At 48.8% G+C, this 16,543-nt stretch carries 16 protein-coding genes and 2 riboswitches; of the genes, 7 read left to right on the top strand and 9 right to left on the bottom strand.

Annotated elements, in window-relative coordinates:
* Window positions 1-10: 10 nt before the first annotated feature.
* Window positions 11-943: a cysteine synthase A gene (gene cysK, locus HQN90_RS23890; RefSeq protein WP_173223349.1), complete on the top strand. Its 933-nt coding sequence runs from the start codon at window positions 11-13 to the stop codon at window positions 941-943.
* Window positions 944-1,018: 75 nt separating this feature from the next.
* Here the strand turns inward: cysK and HQN90_RS23885 are convergent, their stop codons facing one another.
* Window positions 1,019-2,548: an MDR family MFS transporter gene (locus HQN90_RS23885; protein ID WP_173223347.1), complete on the bottom strand. Its 1,530-nt coding sequence runs from the start codon at window positions 2,546-2,548 to the stop codon at window positions 1,019-1,021.
* A 159-nt stretch (window positions 2,549-2,707) separates the two neighbouring features.
* Here HQN90_RS23885 and HQN90_RS23880 point away from each other — a divergent pair, with 159 nt between their 5' ends.
* Window positions 2,708-3,166, top strand: a complete 459-nt coding sequence (locus tag HQN90_RS23880; protein ID WP_173223345.1) for an SgcJ/EcaC family oxidoreductase — start codon at window positions 2,708-2,710, stop codon at window positions 3,164-3,166.
* A gap of 18 nt (window positions 3,167-3,184) precedes the next feature.
* Here the strand turns inward: HQN90_RS23880 and HQN90_RS23875 are convergent, their stop codons facing one another.
* The 3 genes from HQN90_RS23875 to HQN90_RS23865 form a co-directional block, all read right to left on the bottom strand.
* Window positions 3,185-3,712 carry a hypothetical protein gene (locus tag HQN90_RS23875; protein WP_173223337.1) on the bottom strand — a complete coding sequence of 176 codons (528 nt, stop codon included), beginning with the start codon at window positions 3,710-3,712 and terminating at the stop codon, window positions 3,185-3,187.
* Between the two features lie 2 nt (window positions 3,713-3,714).
* On the bottom strand, window positions 3,715-4,179 hold the full coding sequence (locus tag HQN90_RS23870; RefSeq protein WP_173223335.1) for a hypothetical protein: 465 nt from the start codon (window positions 4,177-4,179) through the stop codon (window positions 3,715-3,717).
* 173 nt (window positions 4,180-4,352) lie between these two features.
* A complete protein-coding gene (locus HQN90_RS23865; protein WP_173223333.1) occupies window positions 4,353-5,138 on the bottom strand; it encodes a lipase family protein in 786 nt (261 codons plus the stop codon).
* A gap of 115 nt (window positions 5,139-5,253) precedes the next feature.
* Between HQN90_RS23865 and HQN90_RS23860 the strand changes: the two genes are divergently transcribed.
* The 4 genes from HQN90_RS23860 (at window position 5,254) to HQN90_RS23845 (ending at window position 9,378) form a co-directional block, all read left to right on the top strand.
* Complete coding sequence (locus tag HQN90_RS23860; protein WP_173223331.1) at window positions 5,254-5,394, top strand: hypothetical protein; 141 nt, start codon at window positions 5,254-5,256, stop codon at window positions 5,392-5,394.
* Window positions 5,395-5,451: 57 nt separating this feature from the next.
* Entirely contained in the window at window positions 5,452-7,167 is a 1,716-nt protein-coding gene (locus tag HQN90_RS23855) for an ABC transporter ATP-binding protein (RefSeq protein WP_173223329.1), read from the top strand.
* 178 nt (window positions 7,168-7,345) lie between these two features.
* On the top strand, window positions 7,346-8,422 hold the full coding sequence (locus tag HQN90_RS23850) for an ABC transporter permease subunit (RefSeq protein WP_173223326.1): 1,077 nt from the start codon (window positions 7,346-7,348) through the stop codon (window positions 8,420-8,422).
* Window positions 8,419-9,378, top strand: a complete 960-nt coding sequence (locus HQN90_RS23845) for a hypothetical protein (protein WP_173223324.1) — start codon at window positions 8,419-8,421, stop codon at window positions 9,376-9,378. Before HQN90_RS23850 ends, HQN90_RS23845 begins: the two co-directional genes overlap by 4 nt.
* Before the next feature lie 736 nt (window positions 9,379-10,114).
* On the opposite strand, the gene sugE is transcribed toward HQN90_RS23845, so the two are convergent.
* From sugE to HQN90_RS23820, 5 genes are all read right to left on the bottom strand, one after another.
* Complete coding sequence (gene sugE / locus HQN90_RS23840; protein ID WP_173223322.1) at window positions 10,115-10,435, bottom strand: quaternary ammonium compound efflux SMR transporter SugE; 321 nt, start codon at window positions 10,433-10,435, stop codon at window positions 10,115-10,117.
* An 87-nt stretch (window positions 10,436-10,522) separates the two neighbouring features.
* Window positions 10,523-10,626, bottom strand: a riboswitch (guanidine-I (ykkC/yxkD leader).
* A gap of 72 nt (window positions 10,627-10,698) precedes the next feature.
* The gene (locus tag HQN90_RS23835; RefSeq protein WP_173223320.1) at window positions 10,699-12,093 is read right to left on the bottom strand and encodes a cryptochrome/photolyase family protein; all 1,395 of its coding nucleotides are present in this window, start codon (window positions 12,091-12,093) and stop codon (window positions 10,699-10,701) included.
* Window positions 12,094-12,187: 94 nt separating this feature from the next.
* A complete protein-coding gene (locus HQN90_RS23830) occupies window positions 12,188-12,661 on the bottom strand; it encodes a C40 family peptidase (RefSeq protein WP_079418657.1) in 474 nt (157 codons plus the stop codon).
* Between the two features lie 3 nt (window positions 12,662-12,664).
* Window positions 12,665-12,806, bottom strand: a riboswitch (cyclic di-AMP (ydaO/yuaA leader).
* A gap of 167 nt (window positions 12,807-12,973) precedes the next feature.
* Window positions 12,974-13,792, bottom strand: a complete 819-nt coding sequence (locus HQN90_RS23825; protein WP_173223318.1) for a hypothetical protein — start codon at window positions 13,790-13,792, stop codon at window positions 12,974-12,976.
* A 30-nt stretch (window positions 13,793-13,822) separates the two neighbouring features.
* On the bottom strand, window positions 13,823-15,823 hold the full coding sequence (locus HQN90_RS23820) for a M1 family metallopeptidase (RefSeq protein ID WP_173223316.1): 2,001 nt from the start codon (window positions 15,821-15,823) through the stop codon (window positions 13,823-13,825).
* A 212-nt stretch (window positions 15,824-16,035) separates the two neighbouring features.
* On the opposite strand from HQN90_RS23820, the gene HQN90_RS23815 reads away from it, so the two are divergent.
* Window positions 16,036-16,527: a YwhD family protein gene (locus tag HQN90_RS23815; RefSeq protein WP_173223314.1), complete on the top strand. Its 492-nt coding sequence runs from the start codon at window positions 16,036-16,038 to the stop codon at window positions 16,525-16,527.
* Window positions 16,528-16,543: the final 16 nt, after the last annotated feature.

Genomic DNA, 16,543 nt, shown 5'->3' with positions numbered 1-16,543 from the left:
AGGTACATGTATGACCAACATTTATAATAACTTAACGGAGCTAATCGGCAATACGCCGCTGCTTGAGCTCTGGAACTATAACCATAAGCATCGTCTCGAGGCAAAGATCCTCGCCAAATTAGAATATTTCAACCCGGCAGGCAGTGTCAAAGACCGAATCGGTTTTGCCATGATCAAAGAAGCAGAAGCCTCGGGCAAATTGAATAAAGAGACCGTCATTATTGAGCCGACCAGCGGGAATACAGGAATCGGTCTGGCTTTTGCCGCCGCAGCGCTGGGATATCGGTTGATCATCATTTTGCCGGATTCTTTCAGCGTGGAACGAAGGAAATTGTTGAAGGCACTTGGTGCCGAGCTTGTGTTGACACCCGCATCCGAAGGCATGCTTGGCGCGATAAGGAAGGCGGAGGAGCTGTCGTCAGAGATGCCGAACTCCTTCATTCCGCAGCAATTCAGCAACCCGGCGAATCCCGAGATTCACAGGAAGACGACAGCTGAAGAAATTTGGCGGGATACGGAGGGGAACGTTGATATTTTCGTTGCCGGAGTGGGCTCAGGCGGAACGATTACAGGTGTAGGTGAGCTGCTGAAAGCGAGAAACCCGTCTGCTCAGATTATTGCTGTGGAGCCGGAAGACTCACCCGTTCTATCTGGAGGCAAGCGGGGCGTGCATCAGATTCAAGGAATTGGCGCCGGGTTCGTGCCGGATAACTTCCGTAGAGAAGTCGTAGACGAGATTGTTACGGTGAGCAATGAGGATGCCATACAAACGGCCCGCGAATTGGCCAAATCCGAAGGATTGCTTGTTGGGATCTCATCCGGTGCTGCGGCTTTCGCAGCGACGGAAGTCGCCAAGCGTCCCGAGAATAAAGGGAAGACCATCGTCGTTGTGCTGCCGGATACGGGTGAGCGGTATTTGTCTACAGCGCTTTTTGAAGAGTGAGAGGCGCGGTCGCCTGAGCTCTAGTATAGAAAAAAGACCAGAACCCTTGATGAGGGGTGCTGGTCTTATCTCATTTTAATGAGAAGCAGCGAACTTCTCTGTCTCCGCTTCCAGAACAAAGCGTTCTTTGCTCATCGCAAAAGCAGCGGCCAAAGCAAGTGCGGCAGGGATGATTCCCCAGGCAAAAGTAAGTACGATGGACGAGGACAGTCCTTCTGAAATTTGAGCTAAAATTTTCTCCGGAATTTGGGAGCGGGTTGCCGGGTCTAAGAGCGCATGTGGATCTTTGAAGTCTAGGCCTTGCGGCAGCCCTGTTGGTCCATTCCCCGAGAAAGCATCCGACAAATGCCGGGTAAGCGAATGGCTTTGGATAATGCCGAAGATCGTGATGCCGATCGTCATGCCAAGGGAGCGAAGGAAATTCAGCGTTGAGCTTGCAGCACCGCGTTGGCTGACGGCTACTGAATGAATAGCGGCATTACTCAGCACGGAGAAGGAAGCGCCGATGCCTAAACCAATCAGGATCATATAGAGTGTGATAACCAGACGTGAAGATTGTGGTGTTAACGTCATGAGAAGTGCCATGCCAGCGACCAGTAGAAGCAATGTCGAAATCAGAATGGCACGATAAGAAAACTTGCTGGTCAGCATGCCGCCGGCCGTTGCGGTCACAACCGTTCCCAGCATCATCGGCAGCAGCACTAAACCGGAATTCGTTGCGCTGCCGCCGAGAACACCTTGGATGAAGATGGGAATATATACGGAAGCCGTAATGAAGGCCGCGCCGCTTAACATAGCGATGGCATTGCTGGCGGAGTAGAGGCGGTCTTTGAACATTTTAAAAGAGATAATCGGTTCTTCGGCTTTCGTCTCAGCGTAGAGGAAACAGCCGGTAAGGACCGCGAATCCAGTAAATAATCCGAGGATTTGGGCAGAATTCCATGCGAATTGTTTACCGCCCAGCTCCAAAGCGAACATGAGGCACACAATTGCGCCAACAAGCGTTAAAGCACCGGTCCAATCAATACGTTGCTTAGCATGCTGAAGAGATTCTTTATAGAAGAAAGCCACCAATCCGAAAGCAAGAAGTCCAAGCGGAAGATTAATGTAGAATATCCATTCCCACTTGATATAGTCGGTCATATAGGCCCCAAGCAAGGGGCCGAAGATGCTGGACATGCCGAACACCGCTCCGAACAGACCCATTAGCTTCCCGCGATTCTCAGGTTTGACGGTGTCGAACATAATGGTGAAGGTAATCGGTACCAAAGCCCCGCCGCCGATGCCTTGAATGGCGCGATATAAGCTCAGCTGAACGATGGAAGTGGCTGTACCGCATAAAGCAGATCCAAGCATAAAGACGAGGATGCCGAAGATGAAGAAACGCTTGCGCCCATACATATCCGATAGCTTGCCGAAGATGGGCATGCCTGCCATTTCAGCAACCATGTAGGCGGATGTGACCCACACGAATTTATCGAGTCCTCCGAGATCGGCGATAATCGAGCCCATGGCTGTGGCAACGATGGTATTATCCATCGAAGCCATAAGAATGGCTAGTAGCAGTCCGGCTAATACAAAGCCTGTTTTATTTTTTACTTTCATGTTTGATCAAATCCCTTCATTCATCGTATTTATATACTTGATTATAAACACACAACCCTGACAACTTATTGTCAGGGTTGTAGGAGGGATTTTAAGAAATATAAGATTTTTTTTCTAACATGATATACTAATCTCACTACTGCATAAGGAGGAATTAGGATGAGCACACCAACAGTATCCACGGAAGAAGCATCTGTTCAAGCCCTATATCAACGCCTTTTAACGACGTGGAATGAACGTAAAGCTGCGGATATGGCGGCTGTTTTTGCAGAGGAAGGGGAATTGATCGGATTTGACGGCAGTGTGGTCCAAGGGCGGGCGCTAATTCTAGAACACTTGGCTCCTATATTTGCGAATCATCCGACGCCGCCTTATTACGGAAAAGTGAAATCTGTTTACTTTCTGGCTGAGGGAGTTGCTGTCCTGCGAGCCATTGCGGGAATGGTCCCTCAAGGGAAGTCCGATTTGGCTCCGGAGCTTCATACGCATCACACGATGATTGCGGTAAGGAAGGACCAGATCTGGCAAATTGTACTTCACCAGAATACACCAGCGCAATTCCACGGCAGGCCAGAGCTAGTAGAAGCCATGACGAAGGAACTGAAAGAGCTGCTTTAGAGAAATGAATGCCAATGACTAGATTGGCTTTTTGACTGTTTTTTTAATCGTAGGTGACTCAGGGAAAAGTACGGAATAGATGAGTAAGTGAACTGATTGCAAAAACAAATAGATAGGTATCGAGAAATAGAGCCGATAGCCATGCTTGTAATGAAAAACGCCAACAAGAACTCCTAACCACTCGATACCTATGCTTAAGACGGTCCAAGCTAATATATAGGGGATCGTGTAGAAGCCATGCACGCCTAATCTTTTATAAAAGTAGATATATAGATAGCCAAATGGCGCATACATGCCGTAAGAGAGGAAATCCCAAACTTCATACGAGGAATTGTCACCGATATCATAGAGATCAAATGGTGGAATGGCAATCGTGTGATCGAACATGAGACCAAAAACAATGCCAATTAACAAGGTATACAAGGTCTGTGTGAATGTGAATATGTTGGGCAATACCCAAATGAGGAGAAAAGCCGTCACGATGATGGCTATCACATACCATTCATTTCCGTTAAAACCTTGATCATAAACAACGACCTCTTCCATACCTACACCTCCTTCTGTTTGATAGCAAGCAGCCACCGTCCCATCCCATAAACCAAAACATGCAGGAGAAGAATCAGAAGACACTCATAGAAAATATTCCATTTCACATAAGTAATAGCGCCTGTCCACCGAAGCCATTGACCACTCCCCACAAGAAAGGCATAGCTGTAAAGCGAAATCCCTATTTTGGTTAGGCTTTTGGGTGTTGTGAGATAAACATTCGCGAAGGTCAGCAGGGTCAGAGAAAAAGTGAGATCCCGGTGCACGATAACGGATAGAAACTTTGGGATTTGTGTGCTTAGTTGAAAAAAGTGAAGGACATGACTCAACAGGGTTAATTTATTGATGTCTACAATGGCTAAGATCATATAAAGCAGAACATTGGTAGTAATCGACAGTTTGTTCGGCAGAGCGGCGAAGACAAAGATGCTAAACCAGGCAAAAATCAAACAAAGAACGAGACTCAAGTTGGCAATTCTCCTTTATGCAGAGAAATAAGGATCAGTTCCTATCCTTGCCTTTATGTAGGGGTTTAAATCATTGGCACATAAAAAATGCCCCCTTTCCGGTCTTCGGTTCCGGTGGATGGCAGTTTCATAACGACACAGGCACGGCAGGCCGCGGTCTCTTCTTCATCTGACTAGACATCCGGGCAAAATCCCGGATTCTGCTTATTTAACCGCTGTGCATAACGAGGATCCAGCTTGGAGAGCTCTTTAAAATAATTGTCCATAGCATGATTAGCCGAAACAGAGCCTGCTTGAAAGGTAAGCTCTATGCCCCTTTTTACATGAAGGTAGTGGTAGACCAGATTGGTTCGGGGGGACTTATAAAGGAAAGGCGGCAATTCAGGGACGATATCATTCTTATTATAAATGCGGTAGTGAGGTCCGGTTCGTTGGTTAAAAAGGCTGGCGAATTCCGGATTCCCAACGCGCGGTGAGGCATAGGTATACACAGAAGGCATCTTAAACCGAGTGTTGGTCGCTAAATCAGCGGCACATAAGACGGCGAGAGAACCGCCAAGACTGTGTCCTGTGATGTACAGCGTTTTGCGGGCTGAAAGCTTGCGAAGCGAGGCCAATATTTGCTTGCGGGCAGAGTTGTAGATATCAATGAAGCCTTTGTGCACGAGTCCCTCCTCTGAGGTATAAGGGAAAGCCGTCTGTCTGGCAATGATATCGGAGATCCAATCCGATGTCGTGGAGGTGCCTCGAAATACGATGACGATCTGTCCGTCCGATTCCGCGATAAAGCCGAACGGTTCTCTTACGCCGAAGATAGAAGTCGCTGTAAAGGGAGACACCATGCGATAAGATTGCGGCAAAATAACGCTATCGGGACCATTTGCAAGCTGCTGATAGCTTTGATTGCACATGGCTGCAAGAAAAATAGCCGTTCGCGTGTCTAACGAATTGCTTAGCATAGGTGAATTCCTCCACACACAGGATGCCGTTCACCTATATATATGAAAATAGTGGACATATGTCCTCCGACAAAGGCCTATTTACTTAGAGACTTTCGGCCTACCCATGTGTAAGATGGAAAGAAAAGCGTCGGAAGGCAGCGCATTCCGCAGCCATGAACAAGCGTCAGCTACGAATCAGATGGCGGCTGCCACCAGCCTGATGACAGAGCTGGCTGCAAGACTTTCAGATATTGCTGCTTCCATGAAGTCCTAAATAGGGCTTCTTTTCATTTTTTTATAAGGTATAATAAGCGATGGGAGGTGGGGACACGTGTTAAAACGCTTTTTTTCCTATTATAGACCCTACAAACACTTATTTATTTTGGATTTTACCTGCGCGGTTGTAGCTGGGCTGCTCGAGCTCGGGTTCCCGCTTGCTGTGAATCAAGTTGTGGATAAACTGCTTCCTGCGGGCAATTGGACTTGGATTCTATGGGCTTGCGTAGGCTTGCTTGCTGTCTATGGACTCAACACCGTGCTGAATTTCATCGTTACGTACTGGGGACATAAGCTGGGGATTAATATTGAGACGGATATGCGCAAAAAGATGTTCGATCATCTGCAGAAGCTCTCCTTCCGGTTTTATGACAATAATAAGACAGGCCAATTGATGTCGCGAATGTCCAATGACCTGCTGGAGATTGGGGAAGTCGCGCATCATGGTCCAGAGGATCTGTTCATCGCGGTGATGACCTTGATCGGTGCGCTGCTGCTTATGCTCAGCATTAATGTGAAGCTGGCGTTGTTAACGTTCGTTATTGTGCCGTTCCTGCTGTGGATTGCGGTCTACTTTAATCAGAAAATGACGAAAACCTTCCGCCGCATGATGGGAGACCTCGCGGATATTAACGCAAGAGTCGAGGACAATATCGGAGGGATTCGCGTAGTTCAAGCGTTTGCGAATGAGTCCTACGAGAAGAAGCTGTTCGAGGATAACAATGGACGTTTCCGATTGACCAAGCTGCTGTCCTATAAAATCATGGCGTGGAATGTATCGCTTAGTTACATATTAATGCGGATGGTGACGGTGTTCGTCTTGATTTGCGGTACGTGGTTCGTTATTGACAAGCAAATCAGCTATGGTGAGTTTATTGCTTTCGTGCTTTTGACGAACGTCTTTCTTGGGCCGATCCAGAAGATTAACAACGTGATTGAAAGCTATCCGAAAGGGATTGCCGGTTTCAAACGATACGTCGAAGTGATTGATACCGAGCCGGAGGTAGCCAATTCTCCGAATGCCGTCAAGGTTGAGCATCTGGACGGACAAATCACATTCGATTCGGTGTCGTTTGGCTACGGAGACGAAGCGCGGGTTTTGAATGATATCAGCTTAACCATTCGTGCGGGAGAAACCGTCGCTTTCGTTGGCCCGTCCGGCGCCGGAAAGACGACGATCTGCAGCTTGCTGCCTCGATTCTACGATGTCAGCGAGGGCAGCATTTCCATCGATGACCGCGATATTCGCAGCATCGAGCTGGAGTCGCTGCGCCGCCAAATCGGCATCGTGCAGCAGGACGTGTTCCTGTTCTCCGGCACATTGCGGGAGAACATTGCCTACGGCAAGCTGGGCGCGACGGATGCCGAGATCTGGGAAGCTGCGCGTCGCGCGCAGCTGGAAGGCTACATCCACTCCCAGCCGAAGGGGCTGGATACGATCGTAGGCGAGCGCGGCGTCAAGCTGTCGGGCGGACAGAAGCAGCGGCTCGCCATCGCTCGGATGTTCTTGAAGAATCCGCCGATTCTCATCCTCGATGAGGCGACATCGGCGCTCGACACGGAAACCGAGGCGGCGATTCAGCAGTCGCTCGCCGAGCTGTCGCAAGGGCGCACGACGTTAGTCATCGCCCACCGACTGGCGACAATCAAGAATGCGGATCGCATCGTCGTCGTGACGGAGCATGGCATTACCGAGCAAGGCGGGCACGAGGAGCTTATCGCAGTAGGCGGTGTCTACAGCCGCTTGCATCAGGCGCAGTTTAGCTCATAATACAGGCTGTAGTAAGTTGGCTTAGGCTGGCTTGCTGCAGCTTTTTTTGGCATGGTTGGGCACATCGTCTTATGCGCTATACAAATTCCAAAAAGTGGATAGAACTCCTAAATAATTCGTGGTACACTATGAAAATAGTTATCTACCACTGGTGAATTATAGGACGGGGTGACGATGGTTGAAGTCAACTTTGCGGTGGGTATTGCTTGGATTGTTGACGCTCGTGTGCATCTTCTTTCTGAGCAATATCCGCAATGCGTTCATATCTACACAACCGGATCAGATTAAGATCATGGTCGGTTCAGGTGCCACCTTGCAAACAATAAGTGAAAAGCTGCCCGGCAGCCAGGTCTTGGATGAGAAAGCTGGGCTGCTCACCGTTCCCTATGGAAAGGTATGGGATTATTTGGGGGAAATCATGTCGATAAAAGGTGTTTTCCGTGCCGCGGCCGTTCCTCTAGATCATCCGACCATATCATGGCGTTACTATGGCTATTCGATCAAAGAACAGCTTCAAGGCTTTCTGCATGGCGATTTCGGGAAATTCCGCAGCCCTTTTAATCGCACAGAGGTGAGTGTCGTTCAAGAGCTGCCGACAATGCTGCTGCGAACATGCACATACTTCATTCCTGGGTTGTTGATGGCTGTTGGTGTCAGCCTGCTCATGGCGATGCTCGCAGCAAAGTGGCGGCGAATCGGTGTTTTCATGGATGGCGTTCATGCTTTGCTCGTTGGATTGCCTGATTTCTTCTTGATTGTGCTTATTCAATTAGGAGCGATTTATGCAACGAAATTTCTTGGGCATTATGTGCTTCTGATTGTGCAAGTGGGGAATAAGACACCGTTCCTCATTCCGTTTCTGACGATTGCGCTCATTCCTTCGGTGACCATATATGGCACGATGCGCGTTGCTATCTCGCGTGAGCTGGGTCAGGACTACGTGGTTACCGCACAAGCCAAGGGGCTAACCCGCAGCGAAGTGCTCATTTCCCATGTGCTGCGCAACGTCATGCAGGATTTGCTAGCCATCTTGCCCAAAGCGACTACATTGGCGCTGGCCAGTATGGCTGTCGCTGAAGCAATCTGCGGGATATTCGGCCTTGGCGGCTTCATCACCTCGCCGACAGTTCAAAGCGTCTCATCGATGTCCGTCATTTGCATGACGCTCGCATTAGTCGCCATGGCCTTTCATGTGCTGTACGCTCTGCTGCGCAGAAGGTTCGTCATCCGCACAGGGGAGGCAGTCTCCCAATGAAGATGACACGCTCATCCACAGCTTACTACTGCTCGATTGCTCTTGTTGTTGTAATTTTGCTGGTCATGATTTTCGGCACGTGGCTTAAGCCGCATGGCATCACGCCAACGGATAAAATTAATATGATTCAGTATCAAGAAGATGGCAAAACCAGATACAGCATCCCACCATACGCGCCGAACAGCACGTTCCTGCTCGGTACGGATCATCGGGGCTTTGACATCCTCAGCTTATTGCTAAATGGCTTGAAATACACGCTGGGCACCGCGTTGATCCTGACTTTATCCCGCTTTCTGTTCGCACTGCCCTGGGGGTTGTGGAGCGGAACTACCGGCAAAGGATGGGGAATACTTAAAGCGATGCAGTGGGTAGTGGCATCTGTCCCCGCATTTATATTTTTATTTCCGCCTCTGGCCGGCATGTATTTTGGCTTAAGGCTGGATCAATGGACAAAGGCCGATCCACATTATCAGATTCTTTTTTCCGCTACGTTTGTTATTTTGGTCACGTTTATTGGTGTATTTCCGCTGGCACATCAGGTGGCTGAACGAACACGCTATTATAATGATAAATTATTTATTGAAGCCTCACGTCTGATGGGGGGCTCCGTCATTCATCGGACCCTTCGGCACTTGGTTCCTTGTATGCGCAATGAAATACTGTTCATTTTCCTCAGTGAATTTATGCAGGTACTTTTCCTGCTTGGGCAGCTCGCTGTCTTCAACATCGTGCTTGGCGGGACAGAGGCCATCGGCGACGCAGATGCCGGCTACTCGATCACCATCACGACATCTGGAGAGTGGCTGTCCATGATCGCGTACGGTTCAAGGTACATCAGGCTGCATCCTTGGATCATTTTGAGCGTCGGTACGAGTTTCGCTATCTTGTTCTTGTCCTTGCAGTTCTTCTTGAGCCAGCTCAAACGCCGCTATGGCACTGATCGTCAATTGATGTGAAACAGTCGGGAAACGCCATCTCATGGATGGCATCCCGACTTTTTTTAAATTTGGCCATGTGAGGCGGTATGAGAGGGAGGGAGTATAGACCGGCGATGGTCTCTTTTTTCGGCGTTTTGAGCTGCTGCAAAGGCTGGCAGTAGAGCTGAAAAACAGCCTTAACGAGCTAAAGTTGGCTCCGAGCGAGCTAGTTTGTTGGCGATAGGGCTGTTTTTCGGCGTCTCAAGTGTGAGTTTGCTGCAAAGGCCTGCTGTAAGGCTGAAAAACAGCCTTAACGAGCCGAAGTTGGTTCCGAGAGAGCTAGTTTGTTGGCGATAGGGCTGTTTTTCGGCGTCTCAAGTGTGAATTTGCTGCAAAGGCCTGCTGTAAGGCTGAAAAACAGCCTTAACGAGCCGAAGTTGGCTCCGAGAGAGCTAGTTTGTTAGCGATAAGGCTGTTTTTCGGCGTCTCAAGTGTGAATTCGCTGAAGAGCCCTGCTGTAAGGCTGAAAAACAGCCTTAACGAGCTAGAGTCGGCTCAGAGAGAGCTAGTTTGTTAGCGATAAGGCTGTTTTTCGGCGTCTCAGATGTGAATTTGCTGCAAAGGTCTGCTGTAAGGCTGAAAAACAGCCTTAACGAGCTAGAGTAGGCTCAGAGAGAGCTAGTTTGTTGGCGATAGGGCTGTTTTTCGGCGTCTCAAGTGTCGAGTTGCTGCTGTAAGGCTAGCATGTTAGCTGCACAATCGATTTAGAAGTCGATTAATGTCCAGAAGTAAATTTAAGTCCAAGGACGCCTACTAAGATTAGGACCATAAACAAGATCCGCGTCACACTGATAGGTTCGTCGAGAAAAAGTGTGCCGATAATTATGGCGCCAACAGCGCCAATTCCGGTCCAAGCCGCGTAGGCGGTGCCAATCGGAAGAGTTTTCGTTGCGACCGCTAGGAAATAGAAGCTAACCGCCATCCCTGCGAAGGTAATGGCAGAAGGAACCAGTCGTGTGAAACCATTGGAAAACTTCAAGGAGATGGCCCAAACCACCTCGAAAACACCTGCAATAACGAGATACAACCATGCCATGATGAATCACTCCTTTTATTAGTGCTGTAGACGCCTTTTTGGCCGCGGCAAAACAGAAAAAGCCCGGAAGTCATCGCTTAGCGATTAGACTCCCGGGCTTTTCCCCCTCCGTGACCACAGCGTATTCGCTGTGTGTTTTCTCTTGGACCAGACCGGCAGTCGAACGCCGCGGAACCCTAGAAAACGACATGCCGCTATTATAGAACGGCTTACATGCGATGTCAAGTTACAGCTTTTGGCTGCTGCTGAGGAAGGTATGTGTTCTATGATTCATTTCTTTGCAGCGAGCCATCAGGCCCATCGATCTGTTTGCTTCTTATGATATGCTTATAAACCTCAATAGCAGCAGCTCTGGATGCTTTGATATCCACAATCGCGTGCGCTTGCGGCAAGTGAATCAGCTTGTCGCTTTGATCCATCAGCTGTGGCAGCCATCTGCGCAGATATTGCCCGCTTGGATCATGCGTGATCGACTGGGTCACCGGGTTCATAATGCGGAAATAGGGAGAAGCGTCGAAACCAAGTGACGCGCTCCACAGCCAACCGCCGCGATTCAGGATGTTATCGTAATCATGGAGCTTATCGCGGAAATACTGTTCACCTAAGGGAAAAGGACAAAGCAAGTTTTTCGTGAGAAACATGGCCGTAATCATACGCAGCCGGTTGGGCATTCTCCCTGTTTCATTCAGCTCTGTCATAGCCGCATCAATAATCGGCACGCCTGTCTGGCCGCTGCACCACCGCTCGAAGTGCCGGTCGCTCAGAGCAGATAAATCAAAGGATTTCTCATAGCTGAAAAAGTTGTCGTCATAGATGGCTTGGTACATATAGAAATCCCGCCATATCAATTGTCGCACCCATGCGGCAGCCTGTTCCTGATCCATCACAGCTTCATAAACCTTGCGGATCGAAATCGCGCCTGCATTTATAGCTGCACTCAACGAGCTGGTGCCGTCATAAGCGTAATGATCGCGCCGCTCGGTATAAGAAGGGAGATGATCCTCCAAGAAATCATCCAACTGCTCCGCAGGATCTTCAGCTTGAGGGGAATCCTCCAAGGAAAAAGGCGGAGCAAAGCTCTGCAGGAGCTCTAATAAGCGATGCCCGCCTTCCCAATGAGCGAGATTTACGGTTGATAAATCGCTCAAATGAATCGGTGACGAAGGACGATAAAATGTTTGCAAATAGGTGTTTAACTTTCTATAGAAGGGGGTAAATACTTTGTAAGGGCCGCTTTTGCCTGACGTATTCTGAAAATCGGCCAAATCCGCAAGGGTATGATCGATGAATGCCGTGAACGATACACCTAGTTCGCGGGCGACATCCCGCAGCTTATGATCACGTGATTTCGCATAAGGCGTGAAATCGCTATGCAGGACAACCTCATCAATAGGGGTATTTTGCAGCAACAGTTCAAGGACCACTTCGGGCTCTCCATACACCACATATAAGTTTGTACCATATCGCTGATAAAGGTTCATTAATCTTTTCACATATCGCAGAAATTGTTTGCCGCTATGAGCCTCATGCCTGGAGTGACCCAGCAGAGAGGGATCTAGAATGAGCATATGCAAACTAGGCGCACCGCTTTCCAATAAATAATTGAAGGCAGCTAGATCTTCTACCCTCAAATCCTTCCGATGTATAAACACTTTCATCCTATTCAATAGGCCTCCCAAAAGAATAAAAGCCCAGAAAGCTGCTCTTGAGAGCTAGGCTTGTCCAGGCTTTATTCATGGTATTGCAGGAAAATTACTTGGATTCAGCAGTTAGCTGATTGTAGATATCATCCCACAGAACACGTCTGGCGGATACATACCTCTTGGCATAGTACGATTCGCTTAGCTTGTTTTTCACGATACCTTCATCGGACGCGGAATGAATAAATTCACCGTTACCCAAGTAGATACCAACGTGAGAAATGCCTTTGCCGCCTGTGTTGAAGAACACAAGATCGCCTTTGCGAAGATCACTTTTGTCAACCCAGAAGCCCTCTTTATCTTGAGCAGATGAACTATGAGGAAGGTCAATACCGAACTGGTCGAAAACGTATCTGGTAAATCCAGAGCAATCAAAGCCCTTTGTTGTCGTTCCCGCATCTTTGTACGGAATTCCGAGCAATCCATCAACCGTTTCATCCAACTTAGCTTGTGACGCAGACACACTTCCTAAAGCCACACTCAAAAACAAAACAAGACTAAAAACAAGAGCAACAATCTTTTTCAACTGCTTGTCTCCTTCCGGTGCCTACGAGGTTAGCTGGAGGGTTCGGTTGAAGGTTCCCTATGATCCCTGTCTTGCAAGATCAATTCACCCGGGTAGTGGTTCCCCCGTTTCCCCAAAGAAATGAGGAATTCGGCATGAAATATTTGGTTTTTTGATGCTAGTCTTTGTAATTCGTCATAAAGATTGAAATTCCTCCTTTTCCAAGCGCTTCCTTCTATAAAAAAGTGAAAAATATCGCAAATCGGACGAAAAAATGCCCCATTCACAAGTGAATGAGGCATTTTAAGTCAATTTAAGCTGTTTTCATTGATTTTAACCATTCAATTTGGCAGAGAGCAGTTTGAATTGTGACGTGATCGCCCAAATTTGCAGGAATATGTGGAATAGTGGGAAGAGCTGATAAATGATTAGCGCTACCAGACCTGCCCATAAGTAGGTCGCTGTGAAGGTAATCCCTGCCAATAGTCCCGAGCTGCATAGGAGAATAAGTGCTATACCCATGATGGGAAGCGAGAAGCGAATGAATGTGATGACTGTTGATAGGACACCAAGGTTCCCAGCAAGCGCAAACTGTATGTACATGAATATGAGGTGCAAGAGAAAGCCATATACCAGCATGCCTGCAAGCCAAGGCAGCAATTGGAGCGCGGCCTCCTCGAACGATGTGCTGTGCGTAAACAAAGATTGCGCTTTGGGCAGCAGCCAAATGAGCGGCACCGCGGTGAGTGCGATCCGGGTTATATAAGCAAGGAGAAAGGGCAGCATAAGCTCCTTGATTCCGCGGAAGAAGCGATAACCTGCATTTTGCTCAGAATGGGTAAGCGAGTAATAAACACCGCTGTTCAGCAAAGGCGTTAGCAGCATGCGGAGCATGAGCAGCGCAGCTAGCCACCAGAGATAGGGATAGATAAGATCGGTTTTCATAATTTGAAACTGGCTTTCAGCCAGAAACAGCTGTAGGGCCTCCTTCGGCTGGTCGGCGCCGGGAAAGCGGTGCATGAGAGGGACGAGCACCCCCTGGACCAGCTTATACAGCAGGATGCCCCAGCCCATTTGGTACACGAACAGAATTATCGTGGCAAAAGGCTGCGCTAAAGCTGCCAGGAAGCCGGATTTAATATAGGATGTCATGAAAGTCCCTCCTTCGAGTTTTGCTTAACCCTACCAGGAAACCCAGCCGAATATCGTTTGCAGGAATTGAATAATACCGAGATTCCAGCGAATTTTCCACTTCGTGCTCACTTCGGTTTGCATATAATTGTTAATGTGTTTGTTTTCCAAGATGAGCGAGTAATTGGGATCAATGCGAACCCAGTCTATCGGTGTCGTGTGGGTGAATTTAAATTCGATCCGGCTTTCTTTGCCGTCCCATGTTTTATCCAGTGCTGTGCCGTCTGCGAAATGGAAATGAATCGGCACCTCCGGCGAATTGCCGCCTTTTTTGGAGATGAGGACGGTGCTCTCATAGGAAACGGCTTCTTTCGTACCTACCGATTTCACGCGGATGCCCTCGACGGTGTAATCCATCATCATGGCGCCGTAGACATATTCGTTGAAGAAATCATCCCACTTCGCCTTGGTTATTTCTTCCACGACATTCTGAAAGTCCTTCGTCGCAGGGTGCTTGAATTCCCATTTCTGGAAGTAGGCTCGCATGATGCGATCCATCGTTTTGGCGCCGACTTGCTTCTCGATGGCTTTGAGCACAAGTTTGGCTCGTGTATAGACATTCTCCGCATATTGGTCATGTCCGGTATAATCCCACGCGTTCTGTTTCAGTGCATTAGGCGATGTAATATAGCTGGATTCCACTGGCAAGTTGGGAGACACGCCATAATCAGCTTCCATGACTTTATCTTCGATATAAGAAGTGAAGCCTTCGTCCAGCCATGCCTCTTCGAACTCGTTGCTGGCGACGAGACCATAGAAGAATTGGTGTCCAATTTCATGGACAACGACGCGTTCCAGCTCCAGATCCGGCGTTTTGTCAGCAGCTCCCCATGCGGTAACCAAAGTCGGGTATTCCATGCCGCCGGCGCCGTTGCCGCCCGGAGGCGGGACAACAATAGACAAAGTGGAGTAAGGATACGATCCATACCACTGGCTGTAGCGGGACAGGGCTTTTTTGGCAGCGGCCATATAACGATCTTTCAAATCTTGATGGTTAGGATCGAGATAGAGTTTAATCTTCACTCCCGGGATCTGCGGGGTAGAGAAAGGCTCTTCGACATACACGAAGTGAGGCGAAGCCGACCAAGCGAAATCATGGACATCATCCGCATAGAACTGATACGTCTTGATGCCGTTATCCGTCACGGCTGGTTTAACGGGGAAACCGGTTGCTGCCACCGTGTAGTTCGAAGGGACTTGGATTTTCACGTCATACATGCCAAAATCCGCATAAAATTCGGAGTTTCCATGATATTGGTGGAGATTCCACCCAGGCTCTGTGCGTCCCCTCGTGCCTGCCCGCTCATACGCCGCTACTTTAGGGAACCATTGCCCAGCCATGACGAAGTCATCTACGTACCCCATTCTCGCGAAAGCGGCAGGCAGCTTGACCAGAAATTCTGTCTTGATCGTGACTTGCTCACCGGCTCCCACAGGCTTAGGCAGCGGAATTTTCAGCAAGGTATGATCATCCTTGTTGCCGTCATCTGGCTGCACAAACGTCATTCGAGTGCTGAGGTCCTCACCGTCAATTGTTTTCACAGATAGCAAGTCCATACTGCCGGTACTGCCTATCCGGGCTTCATCTTGACGCAGCTTCCCGCCGGATTCGCGCATAAACGTCGTTTTTTTGGACGCGAAAGCATTCGGATAGAGATGAAGGTAAAGCTCTTGTACAGGAACGGATCCCGGATTTTCCCACGTCACGGTTTGCTGCCCTTGAAGCTGCTGCGTCTCAGGTGTATAGGCAACGTTCATGTGATACTCGGCAATGCGATAGCTTAGCGGTGCCTGTGTTTGCTTATCCGGCGCTTTGCCGTTGTCTGCAGGCTGCATGTCCGGCGCCGGAGCAGACGATTCATCCTTAGAGACGACCGGAATCGTCAGTCTATTTGCGGATGGGAGCAAAGCTTCAGACAGCAAGACCGTGCCTGCTGCAAGGAGCATGACAACGAACCATTGTACCTTGCGGTTTTTGAATACAACACTCATGAAATTCACCCCGCCTAACAAGCATCTACAGCATGTATATGTAGACAACCTAGGGAATATTTCTGCGAGTGGAAAAGAATTGCAGGACAGGGTATCGAAAGGAGCAATTCAAGTGATGCTTTCGATCCTGCCCTTGTTCTGGAGGTGGACTTTCGCTACAATAACAATAACGAAGAAGTGTCATTTTATTACGAAGAGTGGAAGGTGCCCTTATGGAAGCGGATAAAAAGAAGCTGGCCTTAAATATAGTAAGCTCCAAAGTGAATCATAAAGGCTTTGGTGCCGGAGCGATCGATCTGAGCAATGTGTCGGGTGTCATTATTGATGGGGACGAGGCTTACTTGGATGAAGGTACCCTTCATGCGAAGAGCAAAATCGAAAAAGGGATCAAGTTCTCGACGAACAAGGAAGATGTACCGAATGGCCGTAAGGCCTGGATCGTGTGGGTTGCGGTGGATCGCACAGAAGAAGGAGCCTACTATGCGGGAATGGCTGCTTGCGAGATGTTGGTGGATACAGAAGCACGCCGCGGCTGGAAAATCCTAGCCGATCATGTGAACAAAATGGACGGTGCCATGAAACGCAAATTCATTCTTGACGGTCTGGCTGACGGGGAGAAGGCAGCACTGAAAAAACAACTCATCGCCCACAATGAAGAATGGTGGAATCGCTCGGACCAGTCCCTGAAAGACAGCCTTTCTTGATCACACAAAAGCCTTA

This window comes from Paenibacillus alba (assembly GCF_013204855.1).
GTDB classification, from domain to species: domain Bacteria; phylum Bacillota; class Bacilli; order Paenibacillales; family NBRC-103111; genus Paenibacillus_E; species Paenibacillus_E alba.
This window is presented reverse-complemented; position numbering and strand designations above follow the sequence as displayed.